General features: G+C 72.2%; 23 protein-coding genes, 1 pseudogene and 1 riboswitch. Of the genes and pseudogenes, 11 read left to right on the top strand and 13 right to left on the bottom strand.

What is annotated here, in order from left to right; genetic code table 11:
- Positions 1 to 43 precede the first annotated feature (43 nt).
- The gene (locus RM779_RS01250) at positions 44 to 688 is read left to right on the top strand and encodes an HAD family hydrolase (RefSeq protein WP_311614832.1); all 645 of its coding nucleotides are present in this window, start codon (positions 44 to 46) and stop codon (positions 686 to 688) included.
- 263 nt (positions 689 to 951) lie between these two features.
- Positions 952 to 1977 carry an NAD-dependent epimerase/dehydratase family protein gene (locus RM779_RS01245; RefSeq protein ID WP_311614830.1) on the top strand — a complete coding sequence of 342 codons (1026 nt, stop codon included), beginning with the start codon at positions 952 to 954 and terminating at the stop codon, positions 1975 to 1977.
- Here the strand turns inward: RM779_RS01245 and RM779_RS01240 are convergent, their stop codons facing one another.
- Positions 1978 to 2220 (bottom strand): hypothetical protein, encoded by a 243-nt coding sequence (locus RM779_RS01240; protein ID WP_311614828.1) that lies wholly within the window; start codon positions 2218 to 2220, stop codon positions 1978 to 1980.
- Positions 2221 to 2399: 179 nt separating this feature from the next.
- On the opposite strand from RM779_RS01240, the gene RM779_RS01235 reads away from it, so the two are divergent.
- The 4 genes from RM779_RS01235 (at position 2400) to RM779_RS01220 (ending at position 4566) form a co-directional block, all read left to right on the top strand.
- Positions 2400 to 3626: a helix-turn-helix domain-containing protein gene (locus RM779_RS01235; protein WP_311614826.1), complete on the top strand. Its 1227-nt coding sequence runs from the start codon at positions 2400 to 2402 to the stop codon at positions 3624 to 3626.
- Between the two features lie 91 nt (positions 3627 to 3717).
- Positions 3718 to 4131, top strand: a complete 414-nt coding sequence (locus tag RM779_RS01230; RefSeq protein ID WP_311614823.1) for a hypothetical protein — start codon at positions 3718 to 3720, stop codon at positions 4129 to 4131.
- Complete coding sequence (locus RM779_RS01225) at positions 4124 to 4324, top strand: hypothetical protein (protein WP_311614821.1); 201 nt, start codon at positions 4124 to 4126, stop codon at positions 4322 to 4324. The genes RM779_RS01230 and RM779_RS01225 overlap by 8 nt, the downstream gene beginning before the upstream one ends.
- Entirely contained in the window at positions 4321 to 4566 is a 246-nt protein-coding gene (locus RM779_RS01220; protein ID WP_311614819.1) for a hypothetical protein, read from the top strand. Before RM779_RS01225 ends, RM779_RS01220 begins: the two co-directional genes overlap by 4 nt.
- A 123-nt stretch (positions 4567 to 4689) precedes the next feature.
- Here RM779_RS01220 and RM779_RS01215 read toward each other — a convergent pair whose 3' ends face one another.
- Together RM779_RS01215 and RM779_RS01210 are read right to left on the bottom strand one after the other, a co-directional pair.
- Positions 4690 to 7425: a hypothetical protein gene (locus tag RM779_RS01215; RefSeq protein WP_311614817.1), complete on the bottom strand. Its 2736-nt coding sequence runs from the start codon at positions 7423 to 7425 to the stop codon at positions 4690 to 4692.
- An 86-nt stretch (positions 7426 to 7511) separates the two neighbouring features.
- A complete protein-coding gene (locus tag RM779_RS01210) occupies positions 7512 to 9638 on the bottom strand; it encodes an alpha-galactosidase (RefSeq protein WP_311614815.1) in 2127 nt (708 codons plus the stop codon).
- Between the two features lie 212 nt (positions 9639 to 9850).
- On the opposite strand from RM779_RS01210, the gene RM779_RS01205 reads away from it, so the two are divergent.
- The 3 genes from RM779_RS01205 to RM779_RS01195 are packed head-to-tail and all read left to right on the top strand — an operon-like array spanning position 9851 to position 12922.
- Positions 9851 to 11170 (top strand): ABC transporter substrate-binding protein, encoded by a 1320-nt coding sequence (locus tag RM779_RS01205; protein ID WP_311614812.1) that lies wholly within the window; start codon positions 9851 to 9853, stop codon positions 11168 to 11170.
- Positions 11171 to 11192: 22 nt separating this feature from the next.
- Positions 11193 to 12092, top strand: coding sequence for a carbohydrate ABC transporter permease (locus RM779_RS01200; protein ID WP_311614810.1), 900 nt, complete (start codon positions 11193 to 11195; stop codon positions 12090 to 12092).
- A complete protein-coding gene (locus tag RM779_RS01195; RefSeq protein ID WP_311614808.1) occupies positions 12089 to 12922 on the top strand; it encodes a carbohydrate ABC transporter permease in 834 nt (277 codons plus the stop codon). The genes RM779_RS01200 and RM779_RS01195 overlap by 4 nt, the downstream gene beginning before the upstream one ends.
- A 31-nt stretch (positions 12923 to 12953) precedes the next feature.
- On the opposite strand, the gene RM779_RS01190 is transcribed toward RM779_RS01195, so the two are convergent.
- A complete protein-coding gene (locus tag RM779_RS01190) occupies positions 12954 to 14156 on the bottom strand; it encodes a serine hydrolase domain-containing protein (protein ID WP_311614806.1) in 1203 nt (400 codons plus the stop codon).
- An 87-nt stretch (positions 14157 to 14243) separates the two neighbouring features.
- Entirely contained in the window at positions 14244 to 14642 is a 399-nt protein-coding gene (locus tag RM779_RS01185; RefSeq protein ID WP_311614804.1) for a winged helix-turn-helix transcriptional regulator, read from the bottom strand.
- 78 nt (positions 14643 to 14720) lie between these two features.
- Between RM779_RS01185 and RM779_RS01180 the strand changes: the two genes are divergently transcribed.
- Positions 14721 to 15572, top strand: a complete 852-nt coding sequence (locus tag RM779_RS01180) for an SDR family NAD(P)-dependent oxidoreductase (protein WP_311614802.1) — start codon at positions 14721 to 14723, stop codon at positions 15570 to 15572.
- 8 nt (positions 15573 to 15580) lie between these two features.
- On the opposite strand, the gene RM779_RS01175 is transcribed toward RM779_RS01180, so the two are convergent.
- The 4 genes from RM779_RS01175 to RM779_RS01160 form a co-directional block, all read right to left on the bottom strand.
- Positions 15581 to 16183: a hypothetical protein gene (locus tag RM779_RS01175; RefSeq protein WP_311614800.1), complete on the bottom strand. Its 603-nt coding sequence runs from the start codon at positions 16181 to 16183 to the stop codon at positions 15581 to 15583.
- 29 nt (positions 16184 to 16212) lie between these two features.
- Positions 16213 to 16566 carry an STAS domain-containing protein gene (locus RM779_RS01170; RefSeq protein WP_311614798.1) on the bottom strand — a complete coding sequence of 118 codons (354 nt, stop codon included), beginning with the start codon at positions 16564 to 16566 and terminating at the stop codon, positions 16213 to 16215.
- Positions 16563 to 17114: a DUF5994 family protein gene (locus tag RM779_RS01165; RefSeq protein WP_311614796.1), complete on the bottom strand. Its 552-nt coding sequence runs from the start codon at positions 17112 to 17114 to the stop codon at positions 16563 to 16565. Before RM779_RS01165 ends, RM779_RS01170 begins: the two co-directional genes overlap by 4 nt.
- A 159-nt stretch (positions 17115 to 17273) precedes the next feature.
- Positions 17274 to 18296 (bottom strand): zinc-dependent alcohol dehydrogenase family protein, encoded by a 1023-nt coding sequence (locus RM779_RS01160; RefSeq protein WP_311614794.1) that lies wholly within the window; start codon positions 18294 to 18296, stop codon positions 17274 to 17276.
- Between the two features lie 243 nt (positions 18297 to 18539).
- Here RM779_RS01160 and RM779_RS01155 point away from each other — a divergent pair.
- Positions 18540 to 18770 (top strand): annotated as a pseudogene (locus tag RM779_RS01155) (transcriptional regulator); the annotation flags it as partial.
- A 30-nt stretch (positions 18771 to 18800) separates the two neighbouring features.
- On the opposite strand, the gene RM779_RS01150 reads toward RM779_RS01155, so the two are convergent.
- The 4 genes from RM779_RS01150 to gcvT are packed head-to-tail and all read right to left on the bottom strand — an operon-like array spanning position 18801 to position 22199.
- Positions 18801 to 19256: a GNAT family N-acetyltransferase gene (locus tag RM779_RS01150; protein ID WP_311614793.1), complete on the bottom strand. Its 456-nt coding sequence runs from the start codon at positions 19254 to 19256 to the stop codon at positions 18801 to 18803.
- A gap of 4 nt (positions 19257 to 19260) precedes the next feature.
- Positions 19261 to 20628 (bottom strand): L-serine ammonia-lyase, encoded by a 1368-nt coding sequence (locus RM779_RS01145; RefSeq protein ID WP_311614791.1) that lies wholly within the window; start codon positions 20626 to 20628, stop codon positions 19261 to 19263.
- A 7-nt stretch (positions 20629 to 20635) separates the two neighbouring features.
- Complete coding sequence (gcvH, locus tag RM779_RS01140; RefSeq protein WP_311614789.1) at positions 20636 to 21022, bottom strand: glycine cleavage system protein GcvH; 387 nt, start codon at positions 21020 to 21022, stop codon at positions 20636 to 20638.
- Between the two features lie 55 nt (positions 21023 to 21077).
- Positions 21078 to 22199: a glycine cleavage system aminomethyltransferase GcvT gene (gene gcvT, locus RM779_RS01135; RefSeq protein ID WP_311614787.1), complete on the bottom strand. Its 1122-nt coding sequence runs from the start codon at positions 22197 to 22199 to the stop codon at positions 21078 to 21080.
- A gap of 171 nt (positions 22200 to 22370) precedes the next feature.
- A riboswitch (glycine riboswitch) is annotated at positions 22371 to 22460 on the bottom strand.
- Positions 22461 to 22564: the final 104 nt, after the last annotated feature.

The following is a 22564-nucleotide window of genomic DNA, read 5'->3' as shown; positions in this document are numbered from 1 at the left end:
CCGTGCGCTGCTGACCCCCTCGCGATGTCTCTACGCTGTAGCGGTGATCAAGTGTGTTGCCCTCGACATCGGTGAGACGCTGGTGTGTGACGACCGCTACTGGAACGCGTGGGCCGACTGGTTCCAGGTGCCTCGGCATACCTTGTCGGCTCTGGTCGGCGTGGTCGTGTCGCAGGGGCGCGACAATGCCGACGCGATTCGGATGCTCCGGCCCGGGGCGGACGTGGCGGCCGAATACCGAGCACGCGAGGCCGCCGGACGCGGCGAGATCCTGGACGAGACCGATCTGTACGGCGATGTCCGGCCGGCACTGTCGGCGCTGCGCAACCTCGGCGTACGCGTCATCGTGGCGGGCAACCAGACATCGCGCGCCGGGGAGTTGCTGCGGGCGCTCGACCTTCCGGTGGACGCGGTGGCGGTGTCCGGAGACTGGGGCGTGGCCAAGCCGGACAGCGAGTTTTTCCGCAGGGTGATCGAACTCGCGGAAGCGCGACCGGACGAGACCCTTTACGTGGGAGATCACCCGGCGAACGACGTGTTCCCCGCAGGCGATATGGGGCTGCTGGCCGGCCACCTACGGCGTGGCCCCTGGGGGCACTTGTGGGCGGACGCCCCGGAGGTGCGGGCGGTGGCGGACTGGTCCATCAACGGCCTGCGCGAGCTGATCGACGTCGTCACGGAAGCATGAACACATATACCTGAATGTGATCGCCCGGGTACCGTTCGGTGTGATGAGCACCGAACGGGGAGCCAGAATGCCGCGAACACCACGCTGGAGGCAGGGCGTCGCATCGCCTATCACCGGCGCCTCGCACGCATGACTCAACGCCAGCCCTCGGTGGGGCGCTGCGGACGGGGACGCTTCGCCATGCCCGGCATCTGGGAGCCGTCGTCTGCCGGAGTAGCTGGTGGGAGTTTTCGTCTTGCCTCTTCGGCGGGCACGATCAGCGTATGAGGATTCTGGTACTCGGCGGCAGTTGGTTTCTTGGACGAGCCATCGCTCAGCAAGGTGTTGACCGGGGGTGGGACCTCTGGACGTTCAACCGCGGTCGGTCCGGGCAAGACGTCGCCGGGGTGCGGCCGGTGCGCGGCGACCGGAAAGTTCAGTCGGATCTGAAACGGCTTGCTGACGCGGGCGAGTGGGACGCCGTGATCGACACCAGCTCGGCCGACTTCGCGCCTCGGTGGGTGCTCGCCGGGGCCCGCGCCTTGGCGCCGGTTTCTAGCCGGTACGTGTACGTCTCCACCGTCAACGCCTACCGGGGCTGGCCGACCGAGCCCTTGACCGAGGAGTCCGAGTTGCTGGACGCGCCCGCGGACGCCGACGAGGAGTTCGGCCGGGACGGGCCTGCGGCCACGTGCTACGGCGTACAGAAAGCGGGGTCCGAGCGGGCCGTCATCGATTCCTACGGCCCGAACCGAGTAGTGATCCTGCGGCCGGGCGTCATCTTGGGGCCGGGCGAATACGTCGGCCGTCTGCCCTGGTGGCTGCACCGGGCCGAGCGCGGTGGAACAGTGCTCGCCCCCGGCGCTCCAGGCAAGACCATCCAGCCTGTTGACGTGCGCGATGTCGCCAGCTTCGTCCTGGACCAGGCCGCCGCCGAATACGCAACCGGCGGTGCCTACAACGTCGCCGCGCCAATCGGCCACGAGACGATGGGCAGCTTTCTGACCGCCTGTCTGGACGCAACAGGGAGTCGCGGTGTACTGCGCTGGGTGCCCGATCAGACGTTGATCGAGCACGGGGTGCGGCAGTGGGCCGAACTCCCCTTGTGGCGCACCTCCGTCGGCGCCTGGGCGGTGGACTCCACCCGCGCGCAAGCGGCAGGGCTGCGGTGTCGGCCGTTGGCCGAGACCGTGGCCGACACCTGGGCCTGGCTGCGCGAGGGCGGGGCGCCGGTGGAGCACCCGCGTTGGGTCGAGCATGGCATCGCCCTGGAAAAGGAGGCGAGGATTCTCGCTGCGCTCGGCCAGTGATCAGGGTTCGAGAGCGAGCGGAGACACGGTGCCGAGCCCTCGCCCGGCCGCGTGCGCCGTAAAGTTCTCCATTCGCTCGCCCAGCGCTTGCACGGCAGTAGCGTCCTGGAGGCCCGCTGCGGGCCGTCGCAGGAATTCGAGCAGCTCGCCGAGCGACCTGGCGCGGCCGAGGATTTCGCCGTTCGCGCGCACCCGCCGCCCGCCGCCCTCGGTGAGCGGATAGACGACGATGCGTGTGGCCATGCGCCAAGAGTGCACCCCGGCGCACGCCCGCGCACCCCCAGCGACGCACGCGGGTCCGAAACACCCAGCCCGGGAATGGCCCCGGGGTTTCGTCTTGTGCCCGACTGAGGTCCGGGCAAAAGGAAAGCGCCGCTCTATGCTGGCAAGTGACGAGCAAGCCTCGTAGGACGGGGACTGTCATGCACGACGAAAGCTCGGCGGGGGATCAGCTTCGATACCTCCGCAGGAGCCGCGGCCTCACCCAAGAGTCTCTGGCCGAGCGCGCCGGCCTGCGCCCCGGGGTAGTGAAAAAGATTGAGGGCGGCGGGAACGCCAGGATCGAGACCTATCACGCGCTCGCGCGTGCCCTCGACGTGCGGACCAGCAGGCTGTTCGACTCGGGCCCGCCCCACCGCGACCGGCGCGGCGATGAGGACAACCTCGTTCTCATGCCCCTGCGGCAGGCGATCGCCCCAGCTGTCGGTGCCGCCGGGCCACTGGCCACGTGCGGGACCGTGGAGCCGGACCCGGACCTCGCACAGATGCGGCGCACCTCGGACGCTTTGGCCGACTCCTACCACCGCGACGACTACGCCACCGTCGCCGAGGTGCTGCCGCCTCTCATTCACTCGGCGCACCTTGCCGTGCGTCATTTCGATGGCGGGACGGACCGCGCCGAGGCGCTGCGGCTGCGTGGCCGAGTCCTTCAGATGGCCGGGCGGTATCTGGTTCAGGTCCGCGCCTACGACCTCGCGCAGACGGCGCTCCGGCACGCCGTGGAGGACGCGGCCGCTGCCGGGGATCAGGCCGGGGTGGCCGCAGCGGTCTACCAGCAGGGCTGGCTATTGATCCGTCAGGGACGCCTCGATGAGGCCGAGCGGGTGTCCGTGGTGACTGCGGATGGCTCCGAGCCCCGTATCTCGCGAGCGTCGCGGGCAGCACTCGGTGCGTGGGGCAAGCTGCTCGTTCATGCTTCTTCGGCGGCGGCTCGGAACAACCGCCCCGCCGAGGCGCGTGAGATGCTGCGGCTGGCCCGGACCGCCGGGGTCGCCCTTGGAAATGCCACGGCGGTGGACAACGGCAGTTGGGGGCGCTTCGACTGGCGCACGGTGGCCTACCAGGCGATCGAGAACCAAATGGTCGCTCAGCGCCCCACGCGGGCGCTGGCGCTGGCGGCGCGTATGCCGCCGCTGCCCAAGGGGCAGACGTTCGGGCGGCGACACCTTCTGGATGTGGCGCAGGCCCACGCGATGCTGCGGCAGAGCGACGACGCGTTGGGAATCCTTGCGTCGCTGCGCTCCGAGACTCCCGAGTGGCTGCGCCACCAACGGCTGGCCGCTGATGTGTTCCGTGATGCGCGGCGTGCGCGGCGGCGCGCTCTGTCGAGGGAGCAGCGGGCCCTCGGGGACTTCCTGGGCGCCCATTAGAGACACGTTCCGTATCTGTCCGCGTGCTCCAGGTATGGATGGGCATGGAACGTGCCTGGAGCGGCCGGTCGGGCGTCAGTAGCGTCCCAGCATGGCCGAAATCGAGGCGGTGCCGGACTGGATGCCGCATAAGGGCGTGGAGTCGCTGCCGTGCGGCAGATGGTTCGACGGCGTGCAGTTGCCGACGTTTGTCGGGTTGCGGGTTGTATCGCGGTTGCGGGAGCGGTCGGGGCCGGTGGTTCAGGATCAGGTCGCGGATGTGCTGACGTGGCTGGTGCGGCCGGGTGCGGCGGTGGGGTGGGAGGAACGGGCGCCGGGGGTGGACATCATGCGCGGGCCGCGGGTGGTGGCGGTGCCGCCCGCGGCGTGGTGTGAGGGGCCGTGGACGGGTGGCTCGGCGATCCGCTGGCTGATCCGCCCGACTCCGATGTGCCTGACCGATCCGCCGGTGCTGCTGGAAGCACTGCGGCACGTGCTTCCGCCGCGGGGAGGCCGCTGTGGCTGATGCGCCGTTGCCCGTTCTGCTGATGGGGCTTGATCTGGAACGGGACCTCTCGCCGCGGCAGTGGTCCGGGGCCGCGTGCGTGCTGTGCCGGGCCTGGCTCGGGCACCGGCCCGGCGAGCGTTCCCGCGTCCTGGCCACTGTGAACGGCCACCCGCTGCGCGCCTGCGCACCAGCCTGCGGGAGGCGGTCGTGATCGGCGGGGTGCTGGTTTCGGTCGAGGTGGACGCCGCCACCATCGCCCGCGGCGACCAACTCATGATCGGAGGCGGGACGTTCACCGTCACCGACATGACCGCCATGCGCGGCGGAGCGAAACGCCTGGTCTTCAGCTCAGGCGAGTCATTCGTCAGGACGCGCACCACCACCCTGTGGGCCGCCCGCCGCCATATCCCCCTCCGCCTCGGCCGACGGCGCCCCCCGGCAAGCACATCCTGAGACCGGCTGGTCGCCGCACCTCTGCCCGTCCTCGGCACCCGGGTCTGCGCCGAGTTCCTGGCATCCCCCGCTGACCGGCCTCCCGGACGGAGTCCGGGAGGCCCTCCGGCCGCCCCGCCGCCGCTACGCCGGGGTGGTTTCGAAGCCGTTCGCGGTCAGGGGTGCGATGGTCACCGAGTCGATGTCCGGGGCCCAGGCGCCCGGCACGTCGTTGCCGAGGAACAGGGAGCCGTTCGTGGTGGTCAGGGTCACGCCGACCGACCGCTCCCAGAAGCTGTCCCAGTGGTGGTTGTTGCGGAACATGCCCCGGCCGGCGTAGCCCTCGGCACCGTCCTCCGTGATCTGCAGGCCACGGTCGACGACCTGCGGGTTGTAGTCGTGGTCGCCCGAGGTCTCGGCGTTCGCGTAACGCACCACGACGGTGTAGTCGCCCGGCGCGTCGAATCCCGGCTGCCGCGGAATCTCCAGCCGGTTGCGGGCCTCGGCCGTGTCGTTGCCCAGGTACCTGACGACGCTGCCGCCCGAGGCGTTGCTGCCCGAACTCTCCGGCAGTGTCTCGACCGCCGCCGCCCCGTGCAGGACGGCATCCTCGGCCTGAACGGTGACGGCCGCCGCGTCCGCCGCCGCGTTCCGCGCGGTCGTCACCGAGGAGACGGCGATGCCCTCCGCCGAGGTGACCTCCAACTCGTTGATGCCCTCGGCGAGATGAACGCGCGCGGTGGAACGCCACGTGCCCGCGCCCGGCGCCTCGAACGGTTCGGCCTCGGCCCCGTTGACGCGCAGCGACGCCGAAGCGGCCCCCGTACTCGCGTAGTCGACGACGACGTCGTGGTAACCGGACTCCCAGGCGGTCACGTACAGCTCGCCGCGCTGCCCGTCACCGCCGATCCGCGCGGCGCCCCGCGTTCCGCTCTCCTCGAACGCGAGGCGGGCGCCGCCCTGAAGGCGCATGGTGCTCGCCGGGTACACCGTCGGCGCGCCGTCCGTCACATCGGTCAGAACGTACCGGTCCAGCGTGATGTCGCTGTTCGGCAGCGCGGTGGCGCCGTCGGCGCTCGCCCGCAGCGACAGGGTGTGTTCCCCCGCGGGCAGTTCGATCTCGACCTCGGCGCTGCCCCGGTACATCCACTTGCCCCGTGTCGACAGGTCGGATGAGTACTGGACGGTCGCGCCGAACCGGTCGTCGACGAACAGGGCGTGGCGGCCGGGGGCCGGCGCCGAGCCGATGACCTGGAAGCGGTAGGTGCCCGTTCGCGGCACGGTGACCGTGAAGTCCGAACGCGACCCCGGCTGGTTGAACTCGGCCACGTCCGCGTCACCGGAAGCCTGGAACTCGTGGTCGGCGGCGTCGCGGACGGACGCCTCGGTCAGCCGCGTGTCCTCCGCCTCGAAGGACCGGCTCCACGCCTGGTCCGCGAGCGCGGCCTCGACGTCGCGGTCCTGGCGGGGCGTGATGACGAGCTGGTAGGCGGCGTCCTCGTCGTGCGTCGGGACCGTGACGTCCGCCAGCGTGCCGTCGTCGCCGAGCGGCACGCCCTCAAGGGCGGCCACGAGCCGCGGATTGCCGTGGACGCCCTCCGCGCCGCTGAGCGTGATCTCCCGCACCTCGACGTCGACCTGGCTGCCGAACAGGGACCGGTCCAGGCCGTGCAGGTCGAGCGCCACGTCGGCGTTCGTGCCGCCGTAGAGAACGGTGGCCCGCCGGTTGTCCTCGTCGAGCGCGCCGATGCCCCGCAGCGAGGTCACGTCCTCGGGGTGTGGCGGGGTCACCCGGACCGTCCGTGAGCCCGCCAGGTCCCCGTACCACTTGAACATCCACCAGCCGCCGTTCGCGCCGTTGGCGCGGGCCATGTTGTCCGAGAAGTTGCCCGCGTAGTTCCAGTAGGCGGTCTGGGCGTCGACCTTCTCCGCCTCGAATGCCGCGAACCACCGGGCGATCCGGCCCGGCGTGCTCATGTCCTCAAGTCCGCCCCACTCGCTGATGGTGACCGGCAGGTCCAGGTCCGCGCCCAGGAACTCGTCCTCCAGCGCCCGGTATTCGCGCATGTGGTCGCGGAACAGGTCGGGGTCCGTGCCGCCCAGCTCGTGCCAGATGTAGGTGTCCGGCACGACGTCGTGCGCCGCGGCGTACTCCAGGAAGTCCCGCTCGCGCCGGTTGTCGTCCGGCTCGGCGGTGCCGTGCCAGCGCGAGTGCCCTGGGCCGCCGATGCGCGGCTGCACGGCGCCGTCGAAGACCTCGTCGTAGATCTCGTGCACCAGGTGGTACACCTCGGTCCAGTCGGCCAGGAACTGGTCCTTCATCCCGGGCCAGTCCTGGTACCAGATGCCGTCCGGCTCGTTGAAGATGACGAACAGGTACTGGTCCGGGTGCGTGGATTCGGTGGCGATCCGGGTGACGACGTGCCGCACGACCTCCAGGTAGTCCCAGGTGCCGTTCCCGCCTTCCGTCCACGAGCCGTCCGTCTGGTCGTACGTGCGCGTGTCCTGCGGGCGTTCGCCCTCGTGGTACGGCCAGTCCGGGTAGAGGTCCTGGACGTACACGGCCAGCTCCCTGCCGTGCTTGTCGAAGAAGCCGTCCTCGATGTTCAGCACGTCGCCGCTCGGATGCTGGAGGCCCGCCGGCGGCTTCTGCGAGGAGTTGGTGATGTGCGCCCCGTTGATCAGCGCCTGAGTCGGGGAGCCGTCGTCGCCGAAGCCGTACAGCGTGCCGCTGGCACCCCCGCGGAACGCGCCGGTCGTCTCGCCGAAGTCGACGGCCAGGACGTCGGGTTCCGCGGCCGAGGCCGCCGGGGGCACCAGCAGCCCCGCGGCGGTGACCACGGCGGCGGCCCCGGCCAGGTGTCTCAGGGATTTCCTCATGGGTGCTGCCTCCTCGTATCCGGGATGTCCGTAGTCGTGCTCGAACGCGGGCCCCGCCGCCCCCGCCCCGCCGCCCGGCCGCCCCCTCACGTGGTCAGCCGCAGCAGCAGGGCCGTGCCGGGCCGGGGCAGGGTGACGGCCAGCTCGCCCAACGCGGCGGACCACGCCGCGCCGCCCGCCGTGCCCGCGGGGAACAGCACCTCCACGCCTGCCGCCCGGCCGCGCAGGTGCGGCAGCGGGAGGACCGCGTCAGGACCGCCGCCCTCGCGGCGCCACACGGTGAGATAGGACGCCCGCCCGGCCCGCAGCCCCAGGGCGGTCCACGGGGCGGTCCAGCCGGGCAGGCCCAGCGGCCAGAACGGCACGGCGTCCGGCAGGTCCTGCCGGATCGACCGGTACACCCCGACCGCTTCCCGCACCCGCCCGAGCTGCGCCGGGGACATGCGGTCGAGACGGCCGGAGAGGTGAACGCGGCCGAGCAGGGCGCCCGCCAGGATGAACGCGTTCTCCTCGTCGCCGAACTCCGGCTGCACGTACGCCCACACGGCCCCCTGCTCGGGCGGCACCGCCGTCGGCGCCGCGGCGGCGATCGGCGGGTAGCGCAGGTGGTCCTGCTGGTCGCTGGTCGACTGGAGCTGCGCCACGCCGAGCAGCGCCCCGTCCATGCGCATGCCGCCCGAGGCGCAGTTCTCGATGACGAGCCCCGGGTACCGGTCGAGGACCGCGTTCAGCCAGTCCAGGTAGGCGCGCGCGTGCCCGAGCAGGCCCGCGCCCGGGCTCTCCACGCCGCCGCCGTCGGTGCCGGGCGGCACGCTGATGTTGTAGTCGAGCTTGAGGTAGCCCACGCCCCAGGCGCCGACGAGCCGGTCGACCGTCTCGTCCAGGTGCGCAACGGCCGCCGGATGCCGCAGGTCGAGCTGGTGGCGGCCGTGCTCCCTGATGCGCACCCCGTCGCGCCGGAAGAACGCCTCGTCGGGCAGCCGTTCGGCCAGCGGGCTCCGCACGCCGACAACCTCGGGCTCCAGCCACAGGCCCGGCACCATGCCGTGCTGCCGTATCCGGTCGAGCACTTCGTGGATGCCGCGCGGACCGGGGAACCGGCTCGCCGCGGGCTGCCACGCGCCGACGCTGTCCCACCAGCCGGCCGCGTCCTCGTCGTACCAGCCGGAGTCGATGACGAAGTACTCCGCACCGGCCAGGGCAGCGGCGTCGACGAGCGGCAGCAGTTTCCCGGTGGTCGGGTCGCCGGAAAGGGTGTTCATGTAGTCGTTGAAGATCACCGGCAGCGCCCCGTGGTCGGGGTGCGGGCGGCGCACCCGCCGCCGGTAGCCGGTCAGCGCGCCGAGCGCGCCGTCGAAGCCCTCCCCGGACATCGCGACGGCGGCCGGCTGGGTACGGAAGGACTGACCTGGGGACAGCCGATCGCGCCACTGGTGTTCGGTGTCGGTGGGCCCGTGCAGCGCCAGATAGGTGCCGCCCTCCCGCTCCCCGGTCTCCCAGGTCCACCCGCAGGGCGACTCGACCTGCCACAACCAGCACCGCCCGCCGGTGCGTTCGGTCAGCGCGCCCATGGGGAGGTGGCCGTCGGTGGACCAGCTGCCGCGGCTGCCGAGGGCGAAGTGCCCCCGGCTGTCGTGCTCGTGCACGCCGCGGTTGAGGTCGGGCAGGTGTTCGCGCAGCGGCGCGCTGCGCCAACGGCACTCGGCCAGCCAGTCGTTGTCCGCCCAGTGCAGCTCCAGCTCGCCGGGCGCGGGCAGGCCGCCGAGGGCGAACGAGGAGACGGCCAGCAGCGTGACCGGCTCCTGGCCCTCGTTGCGAATCTCGGTGTCGGCGCGGACGACGGGCAGCCCTTCGGGGGAGGAGAGCCGGAGTACGGCGGTGATGCCGCTGACCGCGTCGTGCAGGTCGAGGCGCAGCACGTGCCAGTCACCGTCGCGTTCCCTGGTGTGGCCGCGCAGCCGCAGGCGCGCGCCGACGGCGGTCTCGATCGACCGCCGCCCCGACCATCCGCTGCCGTGCCCGAGCGCCAGCACTTCGACCACCGGGGTCGCTTGGGGCGGCGCCGCCGCCGCGGTGTCCAGGGGGCCGGCGCCCCGGGGGCCGAGCCCGACGATCCGCAGGGAGCCGTCGGGCGCCGTGGCGAACTCGGCGGACAGCGCGGAGTGCCCCCAGTGGATGCGCTGGCTGCCACCAGCCGCGGGTGTACCGGACAACGCGTGCCTCCCGGTGAATCCGTCGGTGCAGTTGGTGCAGTTCTTGACGGCCAAAGTGTTACCGGTCACAATCCTGGCATGCGTGTGACCGGTAACACAAGGCTGCGGGGCGGCAGACGGCCGCGGGGAGCCGAAGCGGCCACGCGCACCGGCCCCGTGGGCGGCCGGCCCGAGAACTGAACCCGCACCGACCACCCTTCCCGGAGTCCGCCATGCGAAGAGTCGCCGGCCTGACGGCCCTCATATGCACCGCCGCCCTGACCCTGACCGCGTGCAGCGACAGTACGGCGGGCGGGCCGCCCGACAGCGGCGGCGGCCCGCCGGTCGACCCCACCGCGAGCCTGGAAGGCGTGGAACTCACCTTCTGGACCGCGCAGAACAGCGTCACCGCCCCCGAGCCGGTGATCGAGGCGTTCGAGGCGGCGACCGGCGCCGAGGTGTCCACCGAGGCCATCCCCGACCTCTACGAACAGAACGTGCCCACCCGGCTGGCCGGCGGCGACAAGCCCGACCTGATGTTCTGGCAGCCCAGCATCAGCACGCTCCCGTTCATCCAGCCCCAACAGAACCTGCTCCCGCTGGACGAGGAGCCGTGGGTCGAGGCCCTCGGCCCGACCGAGCGGTCCCTCGGGGTCGTCGACGGCACCCGCTACGCCGCGATCGTCACCAGCCCGGCGATGCTCGGTGTCTACTACAACAAGGACGTCTTCGCCGAAGCCGGCCTTGACGAGGCGGACTTCCCCGGCAGCTACGAGGAGCTGCTCGCCCTCGGGCACACCATCGCCGACCGGACCGACGCGGCCCCGTTCTACGAGGTGGGCGGCGACAGGTGGCCCCTTCAGTGGCAGGTCCAGGTCCAGCTCACCGACCTGCCCGACGCCTGGTGGGAGGGGCTGAACCGCAACGAGGAGTCGTGGACCGACCCGGTCGTCGTCGACGCCATCACCCGCTACCAGGACGACCTCCTCGGCGCCGGACTGGCCCAGGAGAACTACCGCACCGGCACGTTCACCGGCCAGGGCGAGGCCCTCTGGGGCGGCACCGCCGCCATGGCGCTCAACGTCACCTCCTTCCAGTCCCAGCTCCAGGCCCAGTACGGCAGCGCCGAGATCGACGAACGGATCGGCTGGTTCCCCATCGCCAACTCCGAGGCGCGCGGGCTGTACTCGCCGGACCAGACCAACGGCGTCGTCGCCTTCCGCACCGGCGACGAGCAACGGCAGAACGCCGCCCGCCAGTTCCTCGCCTTCTGGCTGGGGCCCCACTACCCGGACTACGTCGACGCCAGGGACATCCCGTCCATCCAGCCGGACGTGCCGACCCCCGACGGGCTGCCGCAGACCGCCCTCGACCAGGTCGCCGCGCTGCCCGACGCCCACGGCGTCTTCCAGGCCCGCGCCATCGTCGCCCCGGAACTGCACGTCGGCCTCGCGGACATGATCCACGGGGAACGGTCGCCGCGGGACGTCGCCGAGTTCGTGCAGGACCAGTTCACCGAGATCGCCCGCGCCCAGGGCGCGGCGGGCTTCTGACCCGAGCGAAGGGACACGCATCGTGGCGCACACCGCCACCGACAAGGCGTCCGCCACGGGCCGCCGGCTCTCCGCCGCCGCCGTTCACCACCCCTGGTGGTTCGCCCTGCCGGCCGTCGTCGTGTTCGGCGGGTTCTTCCTGCTGCCCAACCTCCTCAACTTCTGGTACCCGTTCACCGACTGGTCCGCCTACCACAGCGAGATCGGCTTCGCCGGCCTGGACAACTTCCGCGCCGTCCTCGACGACGGAACGCTGTGGCGGGCCATCCGCGTGACGCTGACGTACGCGCTGCTCGCCGCTTTCTTCCAGAACCTCTTCGGCCTGCTGCTGGCGCTGCTGCTGGAGAAGGACACGCGCTTCAACCGCTTCTTCCGCGCCGTGTTCTTCCTGCCGGTGCTGATCTCGGCGCTCGCGGTCGGCTACGTCTTCCAGGCGCTGCTCAACACCGAAGGCGCCGTGAACGACCTGCTCGGAACGTCCGTCCCCTGGCTGGGCGACACCACGTGGACCGTCGTCCTGGTCGCCGTCATCCACGGCTGGAAGTGGATGGGGCTCGCCATGCTCATCTACCTCGCGGGCCTCAAGGGCATCCCGAACGAGGTCACGGAGGCAGCGCGCGCGGACGGTGCGGGGCCGTGGCGGATGTTCAGGTCCGTCCGCTTCCCCATGCTCGCGCCGGCCGTCACGTTCAACGTCACGACCTCGCTGCTTGGCTCGATGAACACCTTCGACATCGTCCAGGCCACGACGGCGGGCGGCCCGGCGGCCTCCACCGAGGTCATGAACATCTACATGTTCCGCGTCTTCGGACAGGGCCTGTACGCCCAGGCGTCCGCGATGAGCCTCGTGCTGTTCCTCGTGGTCATCGCCATGGCGATCCCACTCATCACCGGCCTGCGCCGCAGGGAGGAACTACTGTGAACCGCCCCGGCCGTTACTGGCGCCTGGGGCGCCCGGCGCTCGTGGTCGTCCTCGCGCTCGTCACCGTCGGCATCCCGCTCTGGCTCGTCCTGGCGACCTCAGCCAAACCCCAGGGCGAGGCCGTCCGCCCGAACCTGGACCCGCCGGGCGACTGGCAGCCCGGCGCCAACTACGCGGACGCCTTCAGCGAGGGCGAGATGCTGCGCGGCTTCGTCAACAGCCTGCTCGTCATCGTTCCCTCCGTGGTGCTCGTGCTGTGCCTCGGCGCCGCCGCGGCCTGGGTGTTCGCCCGCCGCCGCGGGCGGCTCGTCGCCGCCGCGTACGCCGTCTGCATCAGCGGCCTGCTGCTCCCGCCGGCCATCATCACCATCGTGCTGCAACTGCGCCAGCTCGGCCTCGCCGGTACGCGGCCCGGCATGATCGCGGTCTACACGGCGATGTACCTCTCCACGGCGATCTTCTTCATGACCGGCTTCATTCGCAGCATCCCCTTCGAACTTGAGGAGGCGGCACGGGTGGACGGCGCCCGCCCGCTCCGGGTGTTCCTGCGCATCATCCTGCCGCTGCTGCGCCCGGTCATCGCGACCGCGACGATCATGGTGATGCTGTACGCCTGGAGCGACATCTTCTACGCGTTCTTCGTGCTCGGCGGCGGCGACGCCGCCACCCTGCCGATCAACCTCTACCAAGTGGCGAGCGCGCAGCTGTACCTGAACAACTGGCACCTCGTCTTCGCCTACGTCGTACTGATGAGCCTGCCGATGATCGCGGTCTTCGTCATCGCCCAGCGGCGCATCGTCTCGGGCATCACCAGCGGCGCCGTGAAGTGAGCCGGACGGCGCCGCTGGTCCCGGGGGCCTGTCAGCCGCCGTCCTCGCACAGGGCGTTGTCGATCAGCTCGGTGGCGGCGGACTCCTGGCGCAGGGCGCTGTCGGCCGAGTCCTGGAGCTGGGTGGACATCGACACCACGACGCTGCGCAGCCCGTCGGCGGTGACGCCGATCCTGGTCTTGTAGCCGATCTGGTCGCCGCTGGGAATCCACACGGTGCCGCCGCAGGGCAGCGGACGCGAGAACACGCCGAGACCGTAACGGGCCCCTGGCCAGGGGGTGTCGTCCTCGCCGAGCGCGACGGTGCGCGTCAGCTCCGCCCGTTCGGCCTCGTCGAGCAGCGTGCCGTCGAACAGCGCCCGCGCGAACCGGTCCAGGTCGGCGGTCGTCGAGAGGTAGCCGCCCGAGGCGTCGGCGTCGATCAGCTCGGTGGTGTCCACCAGGTCCTCGCCTGGCGCGAAACGGGTGTAGCCGTGTGCGTGCGGGTGGGGCAGGGTGGGGGAGAGGCCCGGCCAGATGGTGTGCCGCATGCCGAGGGGCGTCAGGATGCGGTCGTTCACCTCCTCGTGCCACGCCCGTCCGGTGACCTGTTCGATGACCATGCCGAGCACCGCGTAGCCGGTGTTGGAGTAGCTCCAGCCTTCGCCGGGCGGGAAGTCCGGCGCGTGGCGCATGGCCGCGGCCACGATGTCCTGCGGCGTGTGCACGTCGTACCGGTTCGCGTAGTAGTCGGCCGCGGAGCCGCCGCGGCTGGGGTAGTTGCCGTCGTACACGCCGCCGGTGTGCTGGAGCAGCGCGCGGAGCGTGATGCGGCTGCCGTCGTGGCCGTTGCCCTCGACGACGCCGGGCAGCCACTCCGCCACGGTGTCGTCCAGCGACAGCGCGCCCTCGCGCGCGAGTTGCAGCAGGACGGTGGCCACGAGCGTCTTGTTGGTGCTGCCGATCCGGAAGTATCCGTTCGGCGGGACCGGCCGCCCGGTGCGGAGGTCCGCGACACCCGCGGTCGCGGTGCGCACGCGTCCGTCGGCCCCCGTCACCCGCGCCTGAACGCCGGTCACGCCGGCCGCCGTGATCGCCGCCACGTCCTGCCGCAGCCGGTCCCCGTCGCCCTCGCGCGGGTCCGTCGCCGCTCCGCCGGCCGCGGCCGGCCCGGCGAGCGTCGCGAGTACCGCCACCGCGATGCCGCACGCCACCGCCCGCCCGGCGCGGCCCTTCGTCCTCGTCATATCCTTCATGCCGCTCACCCTGCCGCCCGGCGCCACCGGCCCACCATGCGGCAACCCACCGGGTACGCGGTGGGGTTACCCCCAGGACCCGGCCGGTCAGCGCGGTTCCGGGGCGCGGCCCAGCGCCGACCCGTGCCGCACCGCCCAGTCCGCCAGCGCCGACAGCGGTTCGAGCAGCGACCGGCCCAGCGGCGTCAGGCTGTACTCGACGCCGGGCGGCACGGTCGGGAACACCTCGCGCCGCACCAGGCCGTCGTTCTCCAGACCGCGCAGCGTGCGGGTCAGCATGCGCTGGCTGATGCCCTCGACGGCGCGGTGCAACTCGTTGAACCGGTACGGGCGGTGCCCGAGCAGGATCATCAGCAGCATGCTCCACTTGTCGCCCACCCGCCGGAACACCTCCCCGACCGGACAGGCGGCCAGCTCGTCCAGCGGCACGGGACGCGGCAGTTCGTGCGCGAGCACCGAGGGAACATCGCTGTGCGTACCTGACATCAAAGTGCCTTCTTTCCCGCTTCCGAGGCCGCGGCCGACGATGGACCGGCCGATCGACGAGCCTATGCGGAGGACACCATGCCGGTCCCGGCACGAAAGAACGTGATCATCAGCGGCGGTACCGCCGGCATGGGCCGGGCGACCGCGCTGGAACGGCTGGCGCGCGGCGACCGCGTCACCGTGATCGGCAGCAGCGAGTCCAGAGGGCGCGCGCTGCTCGACCTGGCCGGGCACCGGGACCTGCGGTTCATCCGGGCGGACCTGTCCTCCATCGCCGAGGTCGAGCGGGTCGCGGCCGAGATCGCCGGGCACCACGAGGCCGTGGACGCGCTGGCGCTGTTCGCCAACCGCGTCAGCGTCAAACGGCGGGAGACCCCGGACGGGCTGGAGTTCACCTTCGCCCTCTACTACCTGAGCCGCCACCTGCTCGCCCACCGCCTGCGCCCCCTGCTCGACGCCGCCGAGACCCCCGTCGTCGTGAACGTGGCCGGGGTCGGCAACACCGCGGGCCGGATGCACTGGGACGACCTGCAACTGACCCGCCGCTACGGCCAGGTGCGCGCCCAGCTCCAGGCCGGGCGGGCCAACGACCTGCTCGGCGTGGCCTTCGCGGCGGCCGGCGGCCGGGCCCGTTACGTCCTGTACCACCCGGGCTTCACCCGCAGTGGCGCCGACGCCCACGGCAACCCGCTGGTCCGTGGCTCGATCCGGCTGCTGGGCCGGTTCTTCGGCCGCCCGGTGGCCGACTCGGCCCGCCCTGTCGTCGACTGGATCGACCGGCCGCCCGCGGAACCGCTGACCGCCGTCGACCGCGGCCGGAACGTTCCGCTGTCGCTGAAGACCCTCGACCCGGCCGACGCGGCCCGCCTCGCGGAGCGCACCGAGGAGCTGCTGAGCCGTACCCGTCCCGGCCCGGCACCGAGTGCCTGAACGGGGCCTCACCCCTGCGTGCTGTCGTGCCGTCCGAGTTGGCCGGGCGCGGCGGACCGCGCGTTCCCGAGGTCAAGGGCGAGGACCCGGAGAACCGCCGGGCCCGTCGGGCGGCGGAGCTCGCCGATCTGCCGCCAGCCGAGGGCCGCGAAAGCCCGCACGGCGTACTCATCGGCGCGGTCCACCAGGGTGACGCCCAACGAGACCTGGTGATCGGCGAACAGACGCTTCTGAAGCCGTTCGGTGAGCCCGCGGTCGCGCTCCCGCGGATGGACCACGATCGCGGTGATCGAGAACACCCGCCCCGAAGCGGTGAGGTGCTCGACATCCGGCGGCAGCGGGCCGTCGAACCCGTGCCACCAGGAGCTGCCACGCCCCACCGGGAAGCCGAAAGCGCACCCCGCCAGGGTGGTCGTCTCCGCGATGAGCATGCCGAACCCCGGCTGCCTGACATCCTCGGCGAGGCGCCGGAAGAAGTCTTCCCGGCTCCGGTAGTCCACGTCGGTGCCTGCCGTCGTGGACTCCGCGTACAGATCCGCGAGATCCTCCCGCATCCCTTCGGCCTGCCAGCGGCTGAGCCGGCGCAGGCGGGCAGGGGACGTCGCGGACACGGGCCGCTTCCCGGGCCGGGCAGGCGGCCTCACCACACACTCCCGCACGCCGCGCGGCCCGGCCGCCATGGTCGGCCCGCGCCTCCGGAGAACCGTCCGGGCGGCACCGGCCCGGCGCGGACGTCCGGGCAGTGCAGGCGCAGCACGGCGCCCGCCGTCGCCGCGCGCCGGGACGCGGTGAGGGCGGCGTTCACCCCGGCGCAGTCGCGGAAGGTGACGCCGGCCAGGCCGGCGTCGATCAGGTGGATGCCGTCGCGGAGCAGTGCCGAGGACGCGACGCCGATGTCGCCCGTCAGCGTGATCGGGGCCCGGTCGGCTCTCCGGCGGTGGGACACGCGCAGCGGGACGCCGGTCCGCCCGGGACGCGCGAGGTCGCTTGTCACGCCGGGCCCCGCCGCTCGTGGTGCCGTCCGGCGCGCGGGCGTTCCGGCGGGACGGCGCCGCCCTCGTCCTCCCACACCGTCAGCAGCTCCGGGTGGGCCGTCTCGTCGGCCATGAGCGCGCTCGCGGTGCGGGGTGGCCCTGACGCGTCGCGCGCCGCGGCCATCAGCCGTTCCGCCGAGTGCGCGCTGGTCTCCGGAGGAATCACCAGCAGATCCCAGCGGCCGACGCGGAAGGAGAGCAGCAGGAGCATGTGCGGGTCCAGTTCCGCCGCGAACCAGCCCACCTTGATCACGTGCCGCCCGACCGGCACCTTGCGCGGAACGACCGGCCAGTGGCGGGGGTTCACGGCGACACGGGTGATCCTGCCCCACAACGGGTCCAGTACGGCGGCCAGCGCGGGAAGCTCCCGGGACAGCTCCCGGGAACGAGGCCACCATGCCCCGTCCAGCAGCTCTCGCGGAGCATCCGGGCTCTTCAGGGCCAGTCGAGCAGGGAGGGCATCAGCACGCCCCGAGGGGAATGTGGGGCGATCGGTTGTCGCTGACATGGGACGAACCCGTCTCCGGCCACCGCCTGGGGCGAAGGCCGGCATTTTCCTTCGTCGAGAACGGCGCCCGCATGAAAGCCGACGTACGACAAACTCTCGATACCACCACTGTACGGCGCCACCGTCGCTGCGGACAGCCGCGGTGGGCGGCTGCGGGCGTCACACGCGCAGCAGGGCTTTGATGGCGCGGCGTTCGTCCATGGCCCGGTACGCCTCGGCGGCCCGGTCGAGGGGGAGGGTGAGGTCGAAGACCTTGCCGGGGTGGATCTTCCGCTGCCAGATCAGGTCGATCAGCTCGGGCAGGAAGCGGCGGACCGGGGCGGGGCCGCCGTGGAGGTGGATCTGGGAGAAGAACAGTTCCTCGCCGCTGAGGGTGACGTCGTGGTTGACGCCCACGAAGCCGAGGTGGCCGCCCGGGCGGGTGGAGCGGATCGCCTGCTGCATCGACTGCTGGGTGCCGACGGCCTCGACGACCGAGTGGGCGCCAAGACCGCCGGTCAGTTCTTTGATCGCGGCGACGCCCTCGTCGCCGCGTGCGGTGACGACGTCGGTGGCGCCGAACTCCCGGGCGAGCTTCTGCCGGGGCTCGTGGCGGCTCACCGCGATGATCCGCTCGGCGCCGAGCTGCCGGGCGGCCAGCACGGCGTGCAGGCCGACCGCGCCGTCGCCGACGACCGCGACGGTCTTTCCCGGCCCGGCCTCGGCGGCCACCGCGCCGAACCATCCGGTGCCCAGCACGTCGGAGGCGGCCAGGAGGTGGGGGATCAGGTCCTCCTCGGGCGTGCCAGGGGTGGCCACGAGGGTGCCGTCGGCGTGCGGGATGCGGGCGCGTTCTGACTGGGTGCCGACCTGGGCCATGAACACGCGGTTCACGCAGGAGGAGGGGTATCCCGAGCGGCAGATCTCGCAGGTGCCGTCGGCGGCGACGAACGTGCCGACGACGAACTGCCCGGGCCGCACGGTGCGGACGTCGCTGCCGACCTCCTCGACGACTCCGACGTACTCGTGCCCCATCGGCATCGGCGCCTGAATCGGCTCGGTGCCGCGGTAGGGCCACAGGTCCGAACCGCAGACGCAGGCCGCCGACACCCGGATGACCGCATCCGTCGGCGCGGTGATCGTCGGGTCGCCGATCTCTTCCACCCGGACGTCGCCGGGAGCGTGCAGCACAGCAGCGCGCATGATGATCCCTCTTCCTCGTTCGCTCGCGTGCCGGGCCCCGGCACGGCGGCCGGGTCCGGTCCTGGACAGCTAAGGGCGGCCGGGGACAGGTACGGTTCGCGCACGCGGCGTGTCGGCGCGATGCCACTCGTCGGGCGGCACGCTGTCCAGGGAAGCGCGGCCGTCGGCGTCGAGGGAGGTTCCGCCGAGGGGCGCACCAGCAGTGCGTCCCTCGCACAGCCGGGCGGGCGTACCGTCGATGACCTGGACAAGCGCCAGGAAGTCCGCGAGTTCCCCGTCTCGCGGCGAGCCAAGGTCGCCCCCGAGCAGGCCGGACTGCCCACCGGCGGCGAACGCCGCGTCCCCGGCCTGCGGCGCAGCGAAGTCGCCGCCCTCGCCGACGTCGGCGTCGAGTGCTACGCCAAGGTCGGACGCGGCCACCTCGCCGGTGTCTCACCCGCCGTCCTGGAGGCTATCGCCGCCGCCCTCCGGCTCACCGCACCCGGCAGCCCGGCTCGGCGTTCGTCAAACCCTCAGGTCCACCGCCATCAGGGGAAGCTCTCTGCCGGGAATCGATCCGGAAGGCTCCGAGCCGACACGTACCGCCCCCATCCGGCGGTAGAAGGGCTCCGCGTTGGGGTCGGCGCCGAGGATCAGGCGGGTGAAGCCGAGGCCGCGTGCCACATCGAGGGTGTGGTCGAACAGGCGACGGCCGACACCTTGCCCGATGGCGAGCGGGTCCACGAACAGCATCCCCAACTCACCCTCCAGCGGCTCACCGTCGAGGGTCGCGAACCCGATCGCGCGGCCCTCCCGTTCCGCCACGGTGGTCCGCCGGCGTTCGATGTCGCCGGGGTGGAGGCGCAACTCCTCGCGGCAAGCGGCGATAAAGGCATCGCTATAGCCCCAGTACGCCTTCGAACGAAGGGCCAGCTCGCTCAACGCCCCGGCCTCCTCGGCCCGCGCCGCTCTGATCAACATCGAGTCAGCACTCGACGATGTTCACCGCGAGGCCGCCGCGGGCCGTTTCCTTGTATTTCACGCTCATATCGGCCCCGGTGTCCTTCATTGTCTTGATCGCCTTGTCCAGCGACACGTGGTGCCGGCCATCGCCGCGCAGGGCCATGCGGGCGGCGGTGATCGCCTTGACGGCGCCCATCCCGTTCCGTTCGATGCACGGAATCTGCACGAGGCCGCCCACCGGATCGCAGGTCAGGCCCAGATTGTGCTCGATGCCGATCTCCGCGGCGTTCTCCACCTGCTCGGGGCTGCCGCCCAGGACCTCGGCGAGGCCGCCGGCCGCCATCGAGCAGGCGGAGCCGACCTCTCCCTGGCAGCCGACCTCGGCGCCGGAGATCGACGCGTTCTCCTTGAACAGCATCCCGATCGCCGAGGCGGCCAGCAGGAAGCGGACGATCCCCTCCTCGTCGGCGCCCGGCACGTAGTCGACGTAGTAGCGCAGCACGGCGGGCACGATGCCGGCCGCGCCGTTCGTCGGGGCGGTCACCACGCGCCCGCCCGCCGCGTTCTCCTCGTTGACCGCCATCGCGAACAGCGTGACCCACTCCATCGCGAGCGCCGCCCCGTCGCCCTCGCCGCGCAGGCGGCGCGCGGAGGCCGCGGCGCGGCGGCGGACCTTCAGGCCGCCGGGCAGGATGCCCTCGGTGCGCAGGCCGCGGTCGACGCAGGCGGCCATCACCTCCCAGATGCGCAGCAGCCCGGCGCGGATCTCGGCGTCGGTGCGCCAGGCCCGTTCGTTCTCCAGCATGAGGCCGGACACCGACAGGCCCGTCTCCCGCGTCATCCGCAGCAGTTCGTCGCCGGTGCGGAACGGGTGGCGCAGCGCGGTGTCGTCCAGCCGGATGCGGTCGGCGCCGACCGCGTCATGGTCGACGACGAAGCCGCCGCCCACCGAGTAGTACGTCTTGTCCAGCAGCGGGCGGCCCGCGCCGTCGTCCGCGCGCAGCGTCATGCCGTTCGCGTGGTACGGCAGGGCGCGGCGGCGGTGCAGCACCAGGTCGGTGTCCTGGTCGAACGGGACCGGGTGGACGCCGAGCAGCGGCAGGGAACGCTCGCCGCGTACCCGTTCCGCCTCCTCGTCCGCGCGGTCGGTGTCCACGGTGTCGGGCGTGTGGCCGAGGAGGCCGAGGAGCACCGCCTTCGGCGTGCCGTGGCCGTGCCCGGTGGCGCCGAGCGAGCCGAAGAGCTCGGCGTGCACGGCGGCGGTGTGGGCCAGCAGCCCCTCGTTCTTCAGCCTGCGGACGAACATCCCGGCGGCGCGCATCGGGCCGACGGTGTGCGAGCTGGAGGGGCCGATGCCGATGCTGAACAGGTCGAAGGCGGAGAGGGCCACGGCGTGCTCACTCGCTGGTGAAGGAGGTGTACTCGTCGGCGGACAGCAGGCCCTCCGGCTCGCCCGCCGAGGTGTCCAGGCGCACGCGGAACAGCCAGCCGCCCTCGAACGGCGCGGAGTTGACCAGGGCCGGGTCGTCCACCACGTCCTGGTTGACCTCGGTGACCTCGCCGGACACCGGGGCGTACAGGTCGCTGACGGACTTGGTCGACTCCAGCTCGCCGCAGGGCTCGCCCGCGGTGACGGCGGACCCGGTCTCCGGCAGCTGGACGAACACGACATCGCCGAGCGCGGTGGCCGCGTACTCGGTGATGCCGACCGTGGCGACGCCGTCCTCGGCGGCGGTCAGCCACTCGTGTTCCTTGCTGTAGCGCAGGTGCTGGGGGTTGCTCATGGGGTGGCTCTCCTGGGAGATCGCGGTTGTCTTCAGCTTGTGCGATTACTCGGGACTACTTCTGGCGACGGTAGAACGGCAGCGCCACGACGTCGTGCGGCTCGCGGCTGCCGCGAATGTCCACGCACACGCCCTCGGTGCCCGGCGCGGCGAACTCCGGGTCCACGTACGCCATGGCGATCGGCCGCTCCAGGGTCGGCGACGGCGCGCCGGAGGTGACCTCGCCGACGGGGGCGCCCGCGGCGTTCACCACCGCGTACCCGGCGCGCGGCACGCGCCGGCCGCGGGCCACGAGCCCGACGAGCGCGCGCGGCGGTCCGGCCGCGGCCCGCTCCGCCGCGGCGGCCAGGGCCTCGCGGCCCACGAAGCCGCCCGGCTTGTCGAGCTTCACCACCCGTCCGAGCCCGGCGTCGAACGGGGTGGTGGCGGTGGACAGTTCGTGCCCGTACAGCGGCATGCCGGCCTCAAGCCGCAGCGTGTCGCGGCACGCGAGGCCGCAGGGGACCAGCCCGTCGGGCCGCCCGACCTCGGTGAGCGCCTGCCACAGCGGCTCGGCGTCGGCCGGTGCGCAGAACAGCTCGAAGCCGTCCTCGCCGGTGTATCCGGTGCGGGCGATCAGCGCGTGGCGGCCCGCGACCGTTCCTGGCAGGCCCGCGTAGTACTTCAGGCCCGCCAGGTCGGCGTCGGTCAGGCGCCCGAGGATGCCGGAGGCGGCCGGGCCCTGGACGGCGATCAGCGCGTACGCCGCGCGGTCGTCGCGCACCTCGGCGTCGAACGCCCCTCGGCGTGCGCCCAGCGCGTCCAGCACGGTCTGCGCGTTGGCCGCGTTCGCGACCAGCAGGTACTCCGCGTCGGCGAGCCGGTAGACGATCAGGTCGTCCAGGATGCCGCCCGCGGCATCGCAGATCATGGTGTAACGGGCCCGGCCCACCGCCAGGCCGCTCAGGCGGCCGACGAGCGCGTGGTCGAGCAGCGCGCCCGCCTGCGGCCCGGTCACCGTCAGCTCGCCCATGTGGGAGAGGTCGAACAGGCCCGCGGCGGAGCGCACCGCCTGGTGCTCGGCCCGCTCGCTGCCGTAGCGCAGCGGCATCGACCAGCCCGCGAAGTCGGTGAGGGTGGCGCCGAGAGCGCGGTGCACGGCGTCGAGCGCCGTCGTCCGGGGGGTGACGTCCGTCATGGGCGGTCTCCAGGAGGCGATGGGCAGCGGCAGAAGGGCAGGGGGCGTAAGGCTTCCGGGCCCTCCCCATCTGTCATCGGCACCTGAGAGGTTCGCCGCGGCCCTGGCGGGCGGCGGCTTGCACCGTGGGTGGGGCCGCGCCGACGTGGGCGGCCCGCTTTTCAGATTCGCCTCCCGCGCGCGGTGCGGGGCCTGAGAGATTCAAGGGAGGACTTGCTCCTTCGGCGCCCCGGTGACCGGGGACTCTCCCGCGCGTGGTCGAACGGCCAGGTATGCGGTTGTGTCGTGCTGCGGACACATCATCGCACGGACCGGGGCGGCAGGCCGCCCGCCCCGTCCCCGATCGCCGCCCGTACTAAGGTCTG

It is taken from the genome of Streptomyces johnsoniae (genome assembly GCF_031845565.1).
In the GTDB taxonomy this organism is placed as follows: domain Bacteria; phylum Actinomycetota; class Actinomycetes; order Streptomycetales; family Streptomycetaceae; genus Streptomyces; species Streptomyces johnsoniae.
This window is presented reverse-complemented; position numbering and strand designations above follow the sequence as displayed.

Excerpts from the sequence above, each read along its gene's own strand:
- RM779_RS01160 (WP_311614794.1), bottom strand. The coding sequence starts at position 18,296 with ATGCGCGCTGCTGTGCTGCACGCTCCCGGCGACGTCCGGGTGGAAGAG.
- RM779_RS01230 (WP_311614823.1), top strand. The coding sequence starts at position 3,718 with ATGGCCGAAATCGAGGCGGTGCCGGACTGGATGCCGCATAAGGGCGTG.
- RM779_RS01215 (WP_311614817.1), bottom strand. The coding sequence starts at position 7,425 with ATGAGGAAATCCCTGAGACACCTGGCCGGGGCCGCCGCCGTGGTCACC.
- RM779_RS01245 (WP_311614830.1), top strand. The coding sequence starts at position 952 with ATGAGGATTCTGGTACTCGGCGGCAGTTGGTTTCTTGGACGAGCCATC.
- gcvH (WP_311614789.1), bottom strand. The coding sequence starts at position 21,022 with ATGAGCAACCCCCAGCACCTGCGCTACAGCAAGGAACACGAGTGGCTG.
- RM779_RS01150 (WP_311614793.1), bottom strand. The coding sequence starts at position 19,256 with ATGTTGATCAGAGCGGCGCGGGCCGAGGAGGCCGGGGCGTTGAGCGAG.
- RM779_RS01235 (WP_311614826.1), top strand. The coding sequence starts at position 2,400 with ATGCACGACGAAAGCTCGGCGGGGGATCAGCTTCGATACCTCCGCAGG.
- RM779_RS01190 (WP_311614806.1), bottom strand. The coding sequence starts at position 14,156 with ATGAAGGATATGACGAGGACGAAGGGCCGCGCCGGGCGGGCGGTGGCG.
- RM779_RS01240 (WP_311614828.1), bottom strand. The coding sequence starts at position 2,220 with ATGGCCACACGCATCGTCGTCTATCCGCTCACCGAGGGCGGCGGGCGG.
- RM779_RS01205 (WP_311614812.1), top strand. The coding sequence starts at position 9,851 with ATGCGAAGAGTCGCCGGCCTGACGGCCCTCATATGCACCGCCGCCCTG.
- gcvT (WP_311614787.1), bottom strand. The coding sequence starts at position 22,199 with ATGACGGACGTCACCCCCCGGACGACGGCGCTCGACGCCGTGCACCGC.
- RM779_RS01180 (WP_311614802.1), top strand. The coding sequence starts at position 14,721 with ATGCCGGTCCCGGCACGAAAGAACGTGATCATCAGCGGCGGTACCGCC.
- RM779_RS01165 (WP_311614796.1), bottom strand. The coding sequence starts at position 17,114 with ATGTCAGCGACAACCGATCGCCCCACATTCCCCTCGGGGCGTGCTGAT.
- RM779_RS01185 (WP_311614804.1), bottom strand. The coding sequence starts at position 14,642 with ATGTCAGGTACGCACAGCGATGTTCCCTCGGTGCTCGCGCACGAACTG.